General features: G+C 73.7%; 12 protein-coding genes. 7 read left to right on the forward strand and 5 right to left on the reverse strand.

The features are described 5' to 3' along the window. Positions 1–276: 276 nt before the first annotated feature. Complete coding sequence (locus ACFY61_RS09250) at positions 277–2,925, reverse strand: ABC transporter substrate-binding protein (protein WP_389469021.1); 2,649 nt, start codon at positions 2,923–2,925, stop codon at positions 277–279. A gap of 357 nt (positions 2,926–3,282) precedes the next feature. Here ACFY61_RS09250 and ACFY61_RS09255 point away from each other — a divergent pair, with 357 nt between their 5' ends. The 7 genes from ACFY61_RS09255 (at position 3,283) to ACFY61_RS09285 (ending at position 11,462) form a co-directional block, all read left to right on the forward strand. Beyond that, positions 3,283–3,504 (forward strand): hypothetical protein, encoded by a 222-nt coding sequence (locus tag ACFY61_RS09255; RefSeq protein WP_389469022.1) that lies wholly within the window; start codon positions 3,283–3,285, stop codon positions 3,502–3,504. Between the two features lie 142 nt (positions 3,505–3,646). Beyond that, positions 3,647–4,468, forward strand: coding sequence for a hypothetical protein (locus ACFY61_RS09260; RefSeq protein WP_389469024.1), 822 nt, complete (start codon positions 3,647–3,649; stop codon positions 4,466–4,468). 1 nt (position 4,469) lies between these two features. Continuing rightward, positions 4,470–6,368: a fumarate reductase/succinate dehydrogenase flavoprotein subunit gene (locus ACFY61_RS09265; protein WP_389469027.1), complete on the forward strand. Its 1,899-nt coding sequence runs from the start codon at positions 4,470–4,472 to the stop codon at positions 6,366–6,368. Next, positions 6,365–7,147 carry a succinate dehydrogenase/fumarate reductase iron-sulfur subunit gene (locus tag ACFY61_RS09270; RefSeq protein WP_389469030.1) on the forward strand — a complete coding sequence of 261 codons (783 nt, stop codon included), beginning with the start codon at positions 6,365–6,367 and terminating at the stop codon, positions 7,145–7,147. The genes ACFY61_RS09265 and ACFY61_RS09270 overlap by 4 nt, the downstream gene beginning before the upstream one ends. A gap of 234 nt (positions 7,148–7,381) precedes the next feature. Then, complete coding sequence (locus ACFY61_RS09275) at positions 7,382–8,539, forward strand: serine hydrolase domain-containing protein (protein ID WP_389469033.1); 1,158 nt, start codon at positions 7,382–7,384, stop codon at positions 8,537–8,539. A gap of 45 nt (positions 8,540–8,584) precedes the next feature. After that, a complete protein-coding gene (locus ACFY61_RS09280; protein ID WP_389469036.1) occupies positions 8,585–10,720 on the forward strand; it encodes a TPM domain-containing protein in 2,136 nt (711 codons plus the stop codon). 22 nt (positions 10,721–10,742) lie between these two features. Continuing rightward, positions 10,743–11,462 (forward strand): PspA/IM30 family protein, encoded by a 720-nt coding sequence (locus ACFY61_RS09285; RefSeq protein WP_389469038.1) that lies wholly within the window; start codon positions 10,743–10,745, stop codon positions 11,460–11,462. A gap of 46 nt (positions 11,463–11,508) precedes the next feature. On the opposite strand, the gene ACFY61_RS09290 is transcribed toward ACFY61_RS09285, so the two are convergent. The 4 genes from ACFY61_RS09290 to ACFY61_RS09305 form a co-directional block, all read right to left on the reverse strand. After that, positions 11,509–14,109, reverse strand: coding sequence for a SpoIIE family protein phosphatase (locus ACFY61_RS09290; protein WP_389469319.1), 2,601 nt, complete (start codon positions 14,107–14,109; stop codon positions 11,509–11,511). Between the two features lie 169 nt (positions 14,110–14,278). After that, complete coding sequence (locus ACFY61_RS09295; protein WP_389469039.1) at positions 14,279–14,707, reverse strand: ATP-binding protein; 429 nt, start codon at positions 14,705–14,707, stop codon at positions 14,279–14,281. 236 nt (positions 14,708–14,943) lie between these two features. Beyond that, a complete protein-coding gene (locus tag ACFY61_RS09300) occupies positions 14,944–15,348 on the reverse strand; it encodes a (deoxy)nucleoside triphosphate pyrophosphohydrolase (RefSeq protein ID WP_389469042.1) in 405 nt (134 codons plus the stop codon). A 34-nt stretch (positions 15,349–15,382) separates the two neighbouring features. Beyond that, positions 15,383–15,568 carry an SPOR domain-containing protein gene (locus ACFY61_RS09305; protein WP_389469044.1) on the reverse strand — a complete coding sequence of 62 codons (186 nt, stop codon included), beginning with the start codon at positions 15,566–15,568 and terminating at the stop codon, positions 15,383–15,385. Between the last annotated feature and the right edge of the window lie 254 nt (positions 15,569–15,822).

Raw genomic sequence — 15,822 nt, forward strand, 5'->3', positions numbered from 1 at the left:
ACGCGAGCCTGCCGGGCGGGAAACCTGCCACGGCCTTACCCCATGGTACGTCGAGTGGCGGGATCCGCTCGCCGGGGGGCTGTCAAGGGGCCGGACGGCTGAGGTGGGGGTGCGCGTCCGGCGGGGACTTCGAAGGGGCTCCTGCCGGGTCGGCAGGCGGGTCAACGGGTAAGGACGACCTTGCCCGCCGGGGGTCCGGCGGGCAAGGGAATTGAGTCAGTTCTGAGCTAGCGGTCCGGCGGTCGCGGGGAATTTCACCCGGCTTCCACGTGCTCGCTACTTTTTCTTCCCGTTCTTTTCCTTGGCCGGGGCGGGCTTCTTCCAGCCCACGTCCTGGTACCGCGGCGAGCCGAGCCCGAAGGCGCCGGCGTTGACCAGCCCGGGCTTGACCGCGACCAGCTCGGGCCGCTGGAAGAGCGGGATCGACCCGGCGGCCGCCCAGATCCGGGCGTCGGCCTTCCGCATCAGCTCGCGCGCCTCGCCCTCGTCCAGCTCGCCGATCGCCTGGTCGAACAGCTGGTCGATGTGGTCGGTGCCGACCCGGGTGTAGTTCTGCTCCACCAGCAGCGACCCGTCGGCGGCCGGCTCCGGCTTGGCGTAGATCGGCCGGGCGTCGGTGGCGGGGAAGGCGGTCGCGGGCCAGGAGTACAGCGCCAGGTCGTACTGGCCGGAGGCGATGTGGTCCTTGAAGAAGCTCTCGTCGTCGACCTTGGTCAGCTCGGTGTTCACCCCGATCGTCCGCAGCATCTGGGAGATCCGCTCGCCGACCGCCCGCAGCGACTCCGATCCGGGACCGGAGGGCAGCACGAACCGCAGCGTGAGCGGCTTGCCGTCCTTGGCCAGGACGGTGGTGCCGGAGCTCTTGGCGGCCTGCCGGGCCGGCGCCGCCGAGGCCTTCGCCGCACCGGCCGCCGCGTCACCGCCGGCGGCCTCCTCCGCGCCGGAGGCGGCGTCCGCCCCGGTGGCCTCGTTGCGCTTGCCGTCGTCCGCGGCGTCCGCCTGGCCGGGCAGCGGCGCCTCCTCCTGCCCGGCGAGCGGCGCGGGCGCCGGGGCCGGCGCCTGCCCGGCCGGGGCCTGCTGCTGGAGCTCGGCGGCCCCGGAGAAGCCGTCGGCGTCGACGATCTCGCCGTCGGTCAGGTACGGGGGACCTTCCTGCAGCACCTCCTCCACCGGGAGCCCCTCGGTGGTGGCCCCTTCCGGACCCGCCTCGTCACCGGGCCGGGCCACCGCCCGGCCGGCCGCCTTCGGAGCCGGGCCGCCGTTGGCCGCGTCGTCCACGGCCGGGGCCGCCGCGAGGCCCGCCGGTACCGCGGCGAAGCCGAGCGCCGGAGCGTGCGGACGGGCACCCGGCAGGGCGGGCGCGGCCACCCCGGCCAGCGCGAACCGGAGGGCGGGAGCCGCCCGGCCGATCGCGGCGGCCCGGACCTGGCGGCCCGCGGCGGGCTGGTCGGCGTTGCTCCCGTCGTCCTGGCCGACGATGTAGAGGCCGTCGTTGCCGGTGCCCGGGCCCTGCGGCCGCTTCGCGTCGTCCTTCTTCTCCGCCTCGCCGCCGGCCTTCGTGCCGACCGGGGCGGTCGCCTTGCCGGTCCTGCGCCAGCCCGCGTCCGCCAGCAGCGCCTGCGCCGCCTGCATGTCCTGGCCGCCGAGCGCCCCGCTGTTGTCCGCGTAGGCCCGCTGCCCGGCCAGCGCCAGGTGGCTGCCCACCGGCTTGGCCGGCAGCCCCAGCGGCTTGAGCACCAGCTCCGCCAGGGCCTGCCGGTCCAGGGCCCGGGCCACCGCCCGGCGCACCCGCTCGTCGGCCAGCGGGCCCGAGGACCCGTTCAGCGCCAGCTGGGTGTACGCGGGCTCCAGCGACTTGCGCACCGTGAACCGGCGCAGTGCGACCTGCTCCGCGGCGTACCGTTTCACCGACTCGGCCTGCTTGCGGCGGGTCTCCTGCTCCTCCGTGGCCCGCTCCTCGTCCTCCCCGAACGCCAGCGCCCAGGACCGGGTGGCCTGCGCCGGGGTGAGCGTCACCCCCGGCCCGTGGGCCGGGGCGCCCTTGGCCCCGGCATCCCGCTTGGCCAGCGCGATCCGGTCCGCTCCCGCCCGGTCGAGTTCGGCCAGGTCCAGCTTCCCGGCCGCCAGCGCCGAGGGCCGCTCGGCCCTGGGCACCGCCGTGAGCACCAGCGTGTCCAGCTTGGCCACCTGACCCCACCAGCGCGGGTTGCGCGTGAGGGCCGCCGTCCCGGTCTTCTTGTCGATCGCGCCGAGCGCGAACGGCCCGGCCGTCACCTTCAGCGCTCCGCGCGCGCCCTCGTTGAACGCGTCCGGGGTGGCCATCACCTGCTTCGGGTACAGCGGGGAGAACAGCGACTGCCAGTCCGCGTAGGGCTTGGCGAAGGTGACCTTGACCTCCAGGTCGCTCGCCCCGCGTTCGATCTTCTCGATACGGTCGTAGCCGGCGTTGCGGGCCGTCCAGTACGCCGAGTCCTTGCCGTTCAGGGCACGCCACTGGGCCACGAAGTCCGGCGCGCCGATCTCCCGGCCGTCGCTCCACACCGCCTGCTGGTGGAGCTTGTACAGCACCACCTGCTTGGGTTCGCGCGCGACGACCTCGGCCTTCTCCAGGTAGTCCGGGTTGGCCAGGGGCCGGCCGCTGGCGTCCATCGTGAACAGGTGGGGGAGCACCGCCCCGGCGATCCGCGCGGTGGTCTCGTCCGCGTCGGCCTGGAAGGCGTTCAGGGTCTCGGGCAGCGAGTCCACCGCCCACCGCACCACACCCCCGTCCGCCACCTGTTCCCTGGCCGTGGCCGCGATGTCCTGGCCTGCGGTGACCGCGCCGCCCTCCTCGTCCGAGGAACTGCACCCGGCGAGCAGCGGCAGCGCGAGGACGCCCGAGGTCAGGAGCGCCAGCGGTCTGCGCCTTCTCTGGCTCTGGGACATGGGTGGTACCTCCGGGGCGGGCGGGGCGGGCGTACGGATTCGCGTACGTGATCACTTATGGCGGTATATGGAGCTGATCACACTGCTGACGGGACCCACTGAAATCCACCGCCCGCCACAGCCGCCGCAGCAGCCCCGCGCCACGCCGGGAACCCCACCCGTGCGGACCAACAAGGCCTGCGGGACGGGCGCGCGTTCCGCCGGAAGAGGGACGAAAATGAGTACGGGAGGGGCGCACGGATCGCGCCTGCGCGTCCGCAATCCCTGCACGTCCCTTCACAACCGGGGACGTGAGGCGGGACACTCGCAGGCGCACATGAGCGTTGCCACCGCAACCTGCGGAAGTGAGGGCAAGTCATGTCCCTGCAGGACGATTTGACGGACGTACGGCGCAAGCTGAACGATCTGACCCGCTCGGTCGAGCGGCTGGAGCAGGACGTCGCCCGGCAAGCACCGGTCGCCGCCAAGGCGCCGGACACCTCCGGGATGGTCGACATCCCGGACACGCCGTACGACAACGCGCTGTGGACGGACACCGACGACGAGGGCCTGGGCGCCCGCGATCGCCGCGCGCCCTGACCGGCGCCCCGCCCCAGACCGACCACCCCGACCGGACCGAGAGCAACAGACACCCGGACACGCACCCCCATCAGGCCCAGCCCCCGGTACCCGGCGGCTGGGTCTCCTGGGCCACCCCTGACCACTCCACCCGGAGTCACCCTTGGCCACAGGCACCGAACCACCCCAGCAGCTGACCGGCGTCCACGACGCCTCGCGGGCCGCGATCCCGGCCCGCCACCTACGCACCGACCGCTGGTGGCTGGCGCCCGCCGCCACCGCGGCCGGGCTGCTCGCCTTCATCGTCTACTCGACGTGGCGGGCCTTCGCGAACGCCGACTACTACGCGGCCCCGTACGTCTCGCCGTTCTACTCCCCGTGCCTCGCGGAGAACTGCGTCCCGATGAAGGACGGGCCCAACTGGGAGATCGTCGGCAGCTGGTGGGGCCTCTCCCCCGCCCTGCTGATCCTGATCTTCCCGCTCGGCTTCCGGCTGACCTGCTACTACTACCGCAAGGCCTACTACCGGGGCTTCTGGGCCTCGCCCCCGGCCTGCGCGGTCGCCGAGCCGCACGCCAAGTACACCGGCGAGACCCGCTTCCCGCTGATCTTCCAGAACATGCACCGCTACTTCTTCTACGCGGCGGTGCCGGTGGCGGCGATCCTCACCTACGACACCGTGCTGACCTTCCGCGACGCGTCGTACGAGTGGGGCCACATGGGCCTCGGCACGCTGATCTTCCTGGTCAACATCGTGCTGATCTGGGCCTACACGGCCTCGTGCCACTCCTGCCGGCACATCATCGGCGGCCGTCTGCGGCACTTCTCGAAGCATCCGGTGCGCTACCGGCTGTGGGGCTGGGTGGGGAAGCTCAACGCCCGCCACATGCAGCTGGCCTGGGCCTCCCTGATCAGCGTGGCCCTGTGCGACTTCTACGTCTACCTGCTCGCCACCGGCGCCTTCACCGACCCGAGGATCTTCTGACATGGCTCAAGTCGACCGGCAGCAGTGGGACGTGGTCGTGGTCGGCGCGGGCGGCGCCGGGCTGCGCGCCGCGATCGAGGCCCGCGAACGCGGCGCCCGTACGGCCGTGATCTGCAAGTCCCTGTTCGGCAAGGCCCACACGGTGATGGCCGAGGGCGGCATCGCCGCCTCCATGGGCAACGTCAACGAGGGCGACAACTGGCAGGTGCACTTCCGCGACACCATGCGCGGCGGGAAGTTCCTCAACCAGTGGCGGATGGCCGAGCTGCACGCGAAGGAGGCCCCCGACCGGGTCTGGGAACTGGAGACCTGGGGCGCGCTGTTCGACCGTACGCCCGACGGCAGGATCTCCCAGCGCAACTTCGGCGGCCACGAGTACCCGCGGCTCGCGCACGTGGGCGACCGCACCGGCCTGGAGCTGATCCGCACGCTCCAGCAGAAGGTCGTACAGCTCCAGCAGCAGGACTTCGAGGAGACCGGGGACTACGAGTCCCGGCTCAAGGTCTTCCAGGAGTGCACGGTCACCCGCGTCCTGAAGGACGGGGACAGGGTCTCCGGCACCTTCTGCTACGAGCGCGAGTCCGGCCGCTTCTTCGTCCTGGAGGCCCCGGCGGTGGTCCTGGCCACCGGCGGCATCGGCAAGTCCTTCAAGACGACCTCCAACTCGTGGGAGTACACCGGCGACGGCCACGCCCTGGCCCTCCTCGCCGGCGCGCCCCTGCTCAACATGGAGTTCATCCAGTTCCACCCCACCGGCATGGTCTGGCCGCCGTCGGTGAAGGGCATCCTCGTCACCGAGTCGGTCCGCGGCGACGGCGGCGTGCTGCGCAACAGCGACGGCAAGCGGTTCATGTTCGACTACGTCCCGGACGTCTTCAAGGAGAAGTACGCCGAGACGGAGGCCGAGGCCGACCGCTGGTACGAGGACCCGGACAACAACCGGCGCCCGCCCGAGCTGCTCCCCCGGGACGAGGTGGCCCGCGCCATCAACTCCGAGGTGAAGGCTGGCCGCGGCACCCCGCACGGCGGCGTCTACCTGGACGTCTCCACCCGCATGCCGGCCGAGAAGATCAAGCGCCGGCTGCCGTCGATGTACCACCAGTTCAAGGAGCTGGCGGACGTCGACATCACCGCCGAGCCGATGGAGGTCGGCCCGACCTGCCACTACGTGATGGGCGGCATCGCGGTCGACTCCGACACCGCGGCGACCGTGGGCGTGCCCGGCCTGTTCGCGGCCGGTGAGGTGGCCGGCGGCATGCACGGCTCCAACCGCCTCGGCGGCAACTCCCTGTCCGACCTGCTGGTCTTCGGCCGCCGGGCCGGGCTGTACGCGGCCGAGTACGCCTCCGCGCACGAGCGCGCGGCCGTGGACCAGGCCCAGGTGGACGCGGCCGCCGCCGAGGCCCTGGCCCCGTTCCACGCGGACGAGGGCGCGGAGAACCCGTACACCCTGCACCAGGAGCTCCAGCAGACCATGAACGACCTCGTCGGGATCATCCGGCGGGAGGGCGAGATGCAGCAGGCCCTGGGCCGGCTGCGGGCCCTGCGGGTACGGGCCGCCCGGGCCGGCGTGGAGGGCCACCGCCAGTTCAACCCGGGCTGGCACCTGGCCCTGGACCTGCGGAACATGCTGCTGGTCAGCGAGTGCGTGGCCCGGGCGGCGCTGGAACGCACCGAGAGCCGCGGCGGCCACACCCGCGAGGACTGCCCCGCCATGGACCGCGACTGGCGCCCGGTGAACCTGGTCTGCCACCCGGTCTCTCCCGTACCGGCGGACCCGGCGGCCGACCGGATCCGGCTGGTCCGCAGCCACACCGAACCCATCCGCCCCGACCTGCTGGCCCTCTTCGAGAAGGAAGAGCTGGTCAAGTACCTCGCCGAAGAGGAGCTGTACGAGTGACTGCAACCGGTACCGGCTACGAGGCGCGCTTCAGGATCTGGCGCGGCGACGCGGACGGCGGGGAGCTGCGGGACTTCACCGTCGAGGTCCACGAGGGCGAGGTGGTCCTCGACATCGTCCACCGGCTGCAGGCCACGCAGGCGGCCGACCTGGCGGTCCGCTGGAACTGCAAGGCCGGCAAGTGCGGCTCCTGCAGCGCGGAGGTCAACGGGCGGCCGCGGCTGATGTGCATGACCCGGATGTCCACGTTCTCCCGCGAGGAGACGATCACGGTCACGCCGCTCCGGGCCTTCCCGGTGGTGCGGGACCTGGTCACGGACGTGTCCTTCAACTACGCGAAGGCGCGGGAGGTCCCCGCCTTCGTGCCGCCGCAGGGGGTGGCTCCGGGCGAGTACCGGATGCAGCAGGTGGACGTGGACCGCTCGCAGGAGTTCCGGAAGTGCATCGAGTGCTTCCTGTGCCAGGACACCTGTCACGTCGTGCGCGACCACGAGGAGAACAAGCAGGCCTTCGCCGGGCCGCGCTTCCTGATGCGGGTGGCCGAACTCGACATGCACCCGCTGGACGCGGCCGCCGAGTCCGGCCTGGACCGCAAGCGCACCGCCCAGGAGGAGCACGGTCTGGGCTACTGCAACATCACCAAGTGCTGCACGGAGGTCTGCCCGGAGGGCATCAAGATCACCGACAACGCGCTGATCCCGCTCAAGGAGCGCGCCGTGGACCGCAAGTACGACCCACTGGTCTGGCTGGGCTCCAAGATCGGCCGTCGCAGGGGCTGACGGTCCGTCGGGGGGGGTGGCGGTGGCCGCGGCGCCGCCCCCACCCCCTCGCCGTACCGGCCGCCGTAGGGGCGAACCCCGAGCCGGCCCCGGAGCCTTCCGGCGGCGGACCCCGTGACGGACCGGGGTCGGAGCTCGTCGGCGGAGAGGATCCGCCGCGCCGGGACGATCACGAGGATGAGTGCTGTCCGGGAAGCCCCCGGCCTCACCCCTCCTCGACAAGGAAGCCCAGACATGAAGACGCGTACCGCCATCGCGGCCGCCCTGCTCTCCGGCCTCGTCGTCCTGCCCCTCGCCGCACCGGCCTTCGCCGCGCCGGGCGCGCCGGGCGAACGTCCGGTGGCCGCCGCGGCCGCGTACGGCGACCCGGCCACCGGCCCCGACACCGAGGCCCTGGCCAAGGCCCTCGCCGGCGTACCGGACCCGGACGTCTCGGCGGCGCTGATCCGCGTCGGCGGCAAGGGCAGCTGGGTGGGCACGGCCGGCGTGCGGGACCTGAGGAGCGGCGCGCCCGCCCTGGAGAACGCGCGGTTCAGGGCGGGTTCGACCACCAAGCTGGTCACCGCCTCGATCGTCCTCCAGCTCGCCGCCGAGGGCAGGATCGACCTGGACGCGCCGGTCAGCCGGTACATGCCCCGACTGCTGCCCGCCTCGTTCACCGAACCGCCCACGGTGCGGCAGCTGCTGAACTACACCAGCGGTCTCCGGCCGGGCGGGAACCTCGGCGAGAGCCCGGAGGAGATGTACCGCAACCGCTTCCGGACCCTGACCCCGCGGGAGGTCGTCGCCCATTCGGTCGCGCAGGGCCCGGCGCACGCGCCGGGGCGGAAGCAGGTCTACATGAACATCCACTACACCGTCCTCGGCCTGCTGATCGAGGAGGTGACCGGGGACTCCTACGCGCACCAGGCCCAGGTGCGGGTCTTCAAGCCGCTGGGCATGCGGCACTCCGGCTTCCCCGCGGGCGCCGACCCGCGCATCCACGGCCCGCACAACCGCGCCTACGGGGTGGTCGGCGGCCGCACCGTGGACGTGACCGAGTGGAACATGTCGGACCGCTTCGCCGCCGGCGACATGATCTCCACCACCACCGACCTGGAACGGCTCGTGACGGCGCTGTTCTCCGGGCGCCTGGTCCCCGCACCCCAGCTGAAGCAGATGCTGACCGTCCCGGACCTCCCCGGCGCCTCGTACGGCATGGCGCTCCAGCGGATGGAGGTCGACGGGAAGGTGATCTGGGGCAAGACCGGCTCGCGGCCCGGCTACCACACGGTGGTAGCCGCCACCCCCGACCTCTCGCGCACCCTGGTGTACTCGGTCAACGCCAAGAGCGCCCGCGAGGACGGCTTCGCGCTGGTCCAGCGCTTCGGCCTGCCGGCCTTCAACCGCTAGGCCTCCGGGTCGCGGGGGTGCAGAACCGCCCATAACCTGCCAGATGTGACGCCGCCCCTGAGATGCTCCCGCACCGCGGCATCCCTGTACGCCGTCCTCCTGCTGGCCGCGGCGCTGCTCGTGTGCGGCGGGGCGGCCGCCTCACCGGCCCGCGCCGACGACCCCGTCGATCTGTCCGGCCGCGGCCAGGTCACCGACCGCGTCGGCGCCCTCGGGGATCGCAGGGCCGCGGTCGAAACCGCCCTGCAGCGGCTCTACGCCGACCGGCGCGTCCAGCTCTTCGTGGCGTACGTGCGCGACTTCTCCGGCAGGTCCGCGCAGGGCTGGGCCGACGCCACCGCGCAGCGCAACGGGCTGGGGCAGGACGACGTCCTGCTCGCCGTGGGCACCGGCGCCCGCCAGTACGCCTATTCGGCGGACGCCCGCTCCGGGTTCACCGAGGAGCAGCTGGCCGAGGTGGCCCGGACGGCCATCGAGCCCGCCCTGCGCGAGAACGACTGGGCGGGCGCCGCCATAGGCGCCGCCGGCGGATACGCCGCGGTGCTCGCCGGACGGCCCGTGCCCACGCCCGCGATCACCCCCGGACCGGCGGACCCCGGCGGCCCCGCCGCGGGCGGGGGCGGGAGCGGCGCCGGGGACTACGTGCTGCCGGTGGTCGCGGTCGGCGCGGCCGGCGCGCTGGGCGTCTACGCGTACTCCCGCAGCCGGCGCCGCAGGGGGCGGCCGGACGCGGCGGCGGGGCCCCCGGCGGGCTGGGGCGGTCGGAGCGCCGGGCAGCTGCCGCTGCCCGAGCTCGACGCCCGGGCGAAGGAGCTGCTGGTGGAGACCGACGACGCGGTCCGTACCAGTACGGAGGAACTCGGCTTCGCCTCGGCGCAGTTCGGCGACGAGGCGGCGAAGCCGTTCGAGGCTGCCGTGGCGCACGCGCGGGACGAGCTGACGCACGCCTTCCGGCTGCGGCAGCAACTGGACGACGCGTACCCGGAGGACGACGCCACCCGGCGCCGGATGCTGGACGAGATCGTGGCCCGCTGCTCGGAGGCGAACCGCCGGCTGGACGCCGAGTCGGCCGACTTCGACCGGCTGCGCGCCCTGGAGCGGACGGTGCCGCAGGCGCTGGAGACGGTGGAGGCCCACTTCCGGGCGCTGACCGGCCGGGCCGCGACCGCCGCGGCCACGCTGACCGCCCTGCGCCGGCGGTACGCCGATTCGGCGGCGGCACCGGTGGCGTCCAACGCCGGACAGGCCGAGGACCGGCTGCTGTTCGCCTCGGCGAGCCTGGACGGGGCGCGGGAGGCGGTCGCCGCCTCCGACAACGCGCGGGCGGCCGTGCACGTACGGGCGGCCGAGGGAGCGGTGGACCAGGCCGCGACCCTGGTGGACGCGGTAGAGCGGCGGGCGCAGGAGCTGGCGGAGGCGGCGGGTCGGCTCGACCTGGCGCTGACCGAGACCGAGACGGACCTCGCCGACGCACGGGGACTGGTCGACGGCACCTCGGCGGGAATCTCCACGGCGGACCTCCAGGGCCGGATCGGCCGCGCGGAGGCGGTGCTGTCCGCCGTACGGGCGGAGCGGGAGGGCGGCCGGTACGACCCGATCGACGCGCTGCGCCGGGTCGAGGAGGCGGACGCCGCGCTGGACGGGGCACTGGCCGGGGCCCGGGCCCGGGAGACCTCCAACCAGCGCGCCCGGGCCCTGCTCGACCAGGCGCTGCTCGGTGCGCGCAGCTCCATCGGCGCGGCGGCGGACTACGTCACCACGAGCCGGGGAGCGGTGGGCAGTGAGGCCCGAACCCGGCTGGCGGAGGCCCAGCGGCACCTGGCGCGGTCTTCGGAGCTGGCCGGTGCGGATCCGGCGAGCGCGCTGGCGGAGGCGCAGCGCGCGGACGCGCTGGCCCGGGAGGCGCAGCGGCTGGCCGAGCAGGACGTACGGGCGTTCGAGAACCCGTACGCGGGACGGCGGGGCGGGAGTGGCGGCATGGGCGGCGCGGTGCTCGGCGGGATCATCCTCGGCGAGATCCTGCGCGGCGCGGGCGGCAGTGGCTCCGGCGGTTTCGGGGGCTTCGGGGGTACGGGCGGTTTCGGGGGTTCCGGGGGCTTCGGCGGCGGCCGCGGTCCCGGCCCGGGCTCGTACGGGGGCGGCGGCACCCGGGGCCGCATGGGCGGCGGCGGCCGCTTCTGATCACCGACAAGGAGCAGAGCGCATGAGCAAGCAGAGCATCCTCGGGCGGGTCACCCAGCTCGCGAAGGCGAACGTGCACGCCCTGCTGGACCAGGCGGAGGATCCGCAGAAGATGCTGGACCAGCTGATCCGGGACTACACCAACAACATCTCGGAGGCGGAGCAGGCGGTGGCGACGACGATCGGCAACCTGCGGCTGCTGGAGCAGGACCACCGGGAGGACGTGGAGGCGGCCTCGGAGTGGGGCGGGAAGGCGCTGGCGGCGAGCCGGCGGGCGGACGAGCTGCGGTCCTCGGGCTCGGTGGCGGAGGCGGACCGGTTCGACGGGCTGGCGAGGATCGCGCTCGGCCGGCAGCTCCAGTCGGAGAAGGAGGCGCGGACGGCCGCTCCGCTGATCGCGGCGCAGACGGAGGTGGTGGAGAAGCTGAAGGCCGGGCTGGGCTCGATGAAGGACAAGCTGACGGAGCTGCAGGCCAAGCGGGACGAGCTGGTGGCCCGGTCGCGGACGGCGGCGGCGCAGAACACCATGACGGACGCGTTGAAGAGCATCGACGTGCTGGACCCGACGAGTGAGATCAGCCGGTTCGAGGACAAGGTGCGGCGGGAGGAGGCGCGGGCGCTGGGCGGGCAGGAGCTGGCGGCCTCGTCACTGGACGCGCAGTTCGAGGCGCTGGACGACCTCGGCCGCCAGGCGGAGGTGGAGTCCCGTCTCGCCGCCCTGAAGTCCGGCCGCCCGGCCTGACCCGCGGGGGCCGGCCGGGCGGGGCGGACCGGGCGGACCGGGGCGGTCAGCCGTACATCTCAAGGAGCTGTTCCGCGGAGAGCTCCGCCCCCGCTCCCGCCTCGGCGTCCGGCCCCGGCCCCGGCAGCGGCAGTTCGAACCACACCGACTTGCCCCGGTGCGTGCGTCGTGAGCCCCAGCCCGCCGAGAGCAGGCCGACCAGCTGGAGTCCCCGGCCGCCCTCGTCCGTGTCGCGGGCCCGGCGGCGGCGCGGCTGGACGAGATTGGCGTCCCAGACCTCGCAGACGAGGGTGCGGTCGAGCAGCAGGCGCAGTCTGATCTCGCCCTCGCCGTACCGCAGGGCGTTGGTGACGAGTTCGCTCACCAGGAGTTCGGTGGTGTCGAGCAGGCCCTCCAGGCCCCAGGCGGGCAGCTTGGCGCGGGCGAGTTCGCGGGCCCGCCCGACGGAGCGGGCGTCTCGGGGCAGCCGCCAGTCGCCGACGGCGTCGGCGGGCAGGCCCTGGACGCGGGCCATCAGCAGGGCGATGTCGTCCTCGCCGTGGTGGGTGTCGAGGGCTTCGAGGACGTGGTCGCAGACGTCCTCCAGAGGGCGGACGGGGTCGGCGAGGGCCTCCCGGAGGCCGCGCAGGCCCTCTTCGAGGGGGTGGTCGCGGGATTCGACGAGGCCGTCGGTGTAGAGGGCGAGCAGGGCGCCTTCGGGGAGCTCCACCTCGACCTCCTCGAAGGGTTCGCCGCCGACGCCCAGCGGCATGCCGGGGGGGACTTCCAGGAGCAGTCCGGGCCGGGGCGGGGCTCCGGGCTCGCCCGGTTCGACGAGGACGGGCGGCATGTGGCCGGCGTTGGCGATGGTGCAGCGCCGGGTGACGGGGTCGTAGACGGCGTAGACGCAGGTGGCGAGGTAGACCTCGGAGTTGTCGGCCTCGCGGGAGCGGGTGTGGTGGGTGCCGCCCGGGGTGCCGAGGCCGCGGGCGATCTCGTCGAGGGCGCCGAGGACCTCGGCGGGTTCGAGGTCGAGGAGGGCGAGGGTGCGGACGGCGGTGCGGAGTTCGCCCATGGCGGCGGCAGCGCGCAGGCCGCGGCCCATGACGTCGCCGACGACGAGGGCGGTGCGGTGCCCGGGGAGTTCGATGACGTCGAACCAGTCGCCGCCGACCTCGGTGGCGGCGTTGCCGGGCAGGTAGCGGCAGGCGATGTCGAGGCCGGCGGCCTCGGGGTCGCCGGGGGGCAGCAGGCTGCGCTGGAGTATCAGGGCGCGCTCGTGCTCGCGGCGGTAGAGCCGGGCGTTGTCGATGCAGACGGCGGCCCGGGCGGTCAGTTCCACGGCGACGGCCCGGTCGCGTTCGCCGAAGGGCTCGCTTCCCTTGGTGCGGGAGAACTGGGCGAGTCCGACGACGGTGTCGTGGGCGACGAGCGGGACGACGAGCGTGGACTGGACGAGGTCCTCGGGGCCGCCGCCCTCGATCAGCCGGGTCCGGGCGGTGCGCAGGGCGAGGGCGCCGGGGCTGGCGGCCGGGTAGCGGTGGGTCTCCCCTACGGCGACCAGCGGGCCGGAGAGGGGTGCGTCGGAGACGGCGCTGGCGAAGGCGACCCGGCGGAGCGGGGCGGAGGGGGCCCGTCCGGAGCCGCGGCCGGGCAGGCTGGGCAGGCCGGGGCCCTGGGGGCGGGCGGGGCGGTCGTCGTCGCCGAGCAGCAGGCCCTGGTAGAGGTCGACGGAGGCGAGGTCGCAGAAGCCGGGGACGGTGACGTCGAGGAGTTCGCGGGCGGTGGTCTCCAGGTCGAGGGAGTTGCCGATGCGGTGGCCGGCCTCGTTGAGCAGGGCCAGGTTCCGGCGGACGCCGGCGGCCTCGCGGGCGGCGAGGTGGCGGCGGGTGACGTCGGTGCCGAGGCCGGCGACCCCGATCGGCCGGCCGGAGCCGCCGTGGACCCGGTAGAGGTTCACGGACCAGTGGCGGTGTTCGCGGCTGCCGGGGGCGGCACCGCTGATCTGGAGGTCGGTGACGGCCTCGCCGGTGTCGAGGACGCGGCGCAGGGCGGCGGTCATCCGCTCGGCCTCGCGGGGCGGCAGGTAGTCGTGGACGGTGCGGCCGCGGTGGTCGTCGACGGCGCCGCCGAAGACGGTGGCGAAGCGGCGGTTGGCGCGCTGCACGGTGAGGTCGGTGCCGAAGAGCAGGAAGCCGAAGGGAGATTGACCGAATATGGCCTGCGATCCCGCCAGGTCGGACTCGATCCTGCGGAGGGCGCGCACGTCGACCACGACGCAGAGCGCGGCCCGCCGGCCGGTGCCGGTCTCGGTGGGCATGACGTAGATCTCGGCCACTTGGTGGTCGCCGGAGCCCCCGGGGATGCGGAAGGGGACCAGGCCCGTCCACTCCTGGCCGTCGAGGATCTCGGCGACCTTGCGGTGGCCGTTCTCGCGGAGCTCCGGGGGCATGAAGGCCTCCACGGGGTCGCGGCCCACGGTCTGGGCCGCGGTCAGCCCGAACAGCTCGGCGGCGCGCAGGCTCCACTGGTCGATGAGCCCGTCGGGGCCGATCGAGAAGGACGCGACCTTTATGTAGTCATAGATCGAGCCAGGCGGACTGCTGTGCCACAGGGAGTCGTGCCGGCTCTCCCGGGGCACACGGGTCTGATGTGCCTGCGCAGGTATTTCGCTCACGCGACCGTCCCCTCCAGCTCACCGCAACCGGACCGGTCATGACCGAAGTATTCAGCACCACGGGCACGGCTGGCACGGCGTTCACGATCACAGCACGGTCTCGTTCGTTTCCAGCCACGTCACGAGCCGGTCCGGCGATCTTCCCGCACCCTTCACTTTGTTACTCACCAGGAAGAGTCAATTCGAACCACACGGTCTTGCCCGACTTGCCGTGCCGGGTCCCCCACCGCTGGGCCGAGACGGCGACGAGGTGCAGGCCGCGGCCCCCTTCGTCGTCCGGTGAGGCGACGCGCTCACGGGGCGGATCCGGAAGCGGATCGGAGACCTCCACGAGGAGGGCCGGGCGTCCGGTGGGCGGATCGGTGGCCGGATCCTGACGGCTCATACGCACCCCGATGGGCCCCGAGGCGTACCGGAGGGAGTTGGTGACCAGCTCGCTGACCAGCAGAACGGTCACGTCGCCGACGGACTCCAGGCCCCATGCGCGCAGTTTGCCCAGTACTGCGTGGCGGGCGGTGCGGACGGCCCCCGGTTCGGCGGGGAAGGCCCACTCGGCGCACTCACCGTCTGTCTCGATCACGCCGATCACTTCCCGGGCCGACAGCGGACCCCAGTGCGGTTTGCCAGGACGAGATAGGGATTAATAACGACATACCCGATATCCGGGGTGGCGTACCGCCCGGGTCCTCACCCACCGGCGCACTGTGGCACGTACGGCCTACAGCGTGCCCCGCATGCGCCCCCGCGTGCCGTAGGGCGCCTGCGCGCCCCCGGCCGCCGGGCTCCTCCGGCCGGCCCCTCCCCGCCCGCCGGCGCGCGGGGAGGTCACGGGGTCGCGCCCGCGCGCAGCCGGCGGCCGGCCTCGGCGACGGCCGGGCGGTCCTGGTCCAGCCAGTCCACCGAGTCCAGCTCGTCGGGGGAGAGCCAGCGGACCTGGTCGTGGTCCTCCAGGGGCACGGGCTCGCCGGACAGCAGCCGGGCCGTCCACACGTGCAGCACCAGGCCGGGCCGCAGCGGCCACTCCCCCGGGATGCGCTCCACCGGCTCGGTCTCCACGCCGAGTTCCTCACGCAGTTCGCGGACCAGGGCTTCGGGGACGCTCTCCCCCGGCTCGGTCTTGCCGCCGGGCAGCTCCCAGCGGCCGGCCAGCTCCGGCGGCGCGCTGCGCCGGGCGGCCAGCAGGCGCCCCTCATGACAGAGGGCTCCGCCCACGACCACTCGTTCAGTCATGGGCGGAGCCTATGTCACGGGGTGTTCCCGCAGATCAGTTCGTCGTGGCGGTCCGGTCCAGCCGCTCGACCCAGTAGAGCTGCTTGTGTCCTCGGTCGTCGAGGCTGTCGACGACCTTCTGGGCCTCGGCCCGGGTGGCGTAACGGCCCACCCGGTAGCGGTTGCCGTTGTCGTCCTGCCGTATGACCAGCCACGCGAGCAGGGCACCGCTGTCGTTCATCGCGCTCCACCCTCCGCCGACGTACCTGCCCAGGAAACCGCATTGCGCATATGCCTGAGCTTACGCCCGACCTTCACGCAGCGGATACGGGTTTTCACCAAGAGGTACCTCACAGGCGTACGCATCCGGCCATGCGTACGAGCGGGGCGGGGGGGGGGGGGCCCCCCCGGGGCCCCCCCCCCCCCCCCGGGGGGCCCCCCCCCCCCCCCCGGCCGCCCCCGGGGGGAGCCCCCGCGCGGGGGGGTGGGGCGGCG

Source organism: Streptomyces sp. NPDC012888, assembly GCF_042900645.1.
Lineage (GTDB): Bacteria > Actinomycetota > Actinomycetes > Streptomycetales > Streptomycetaceae > Streptomyces.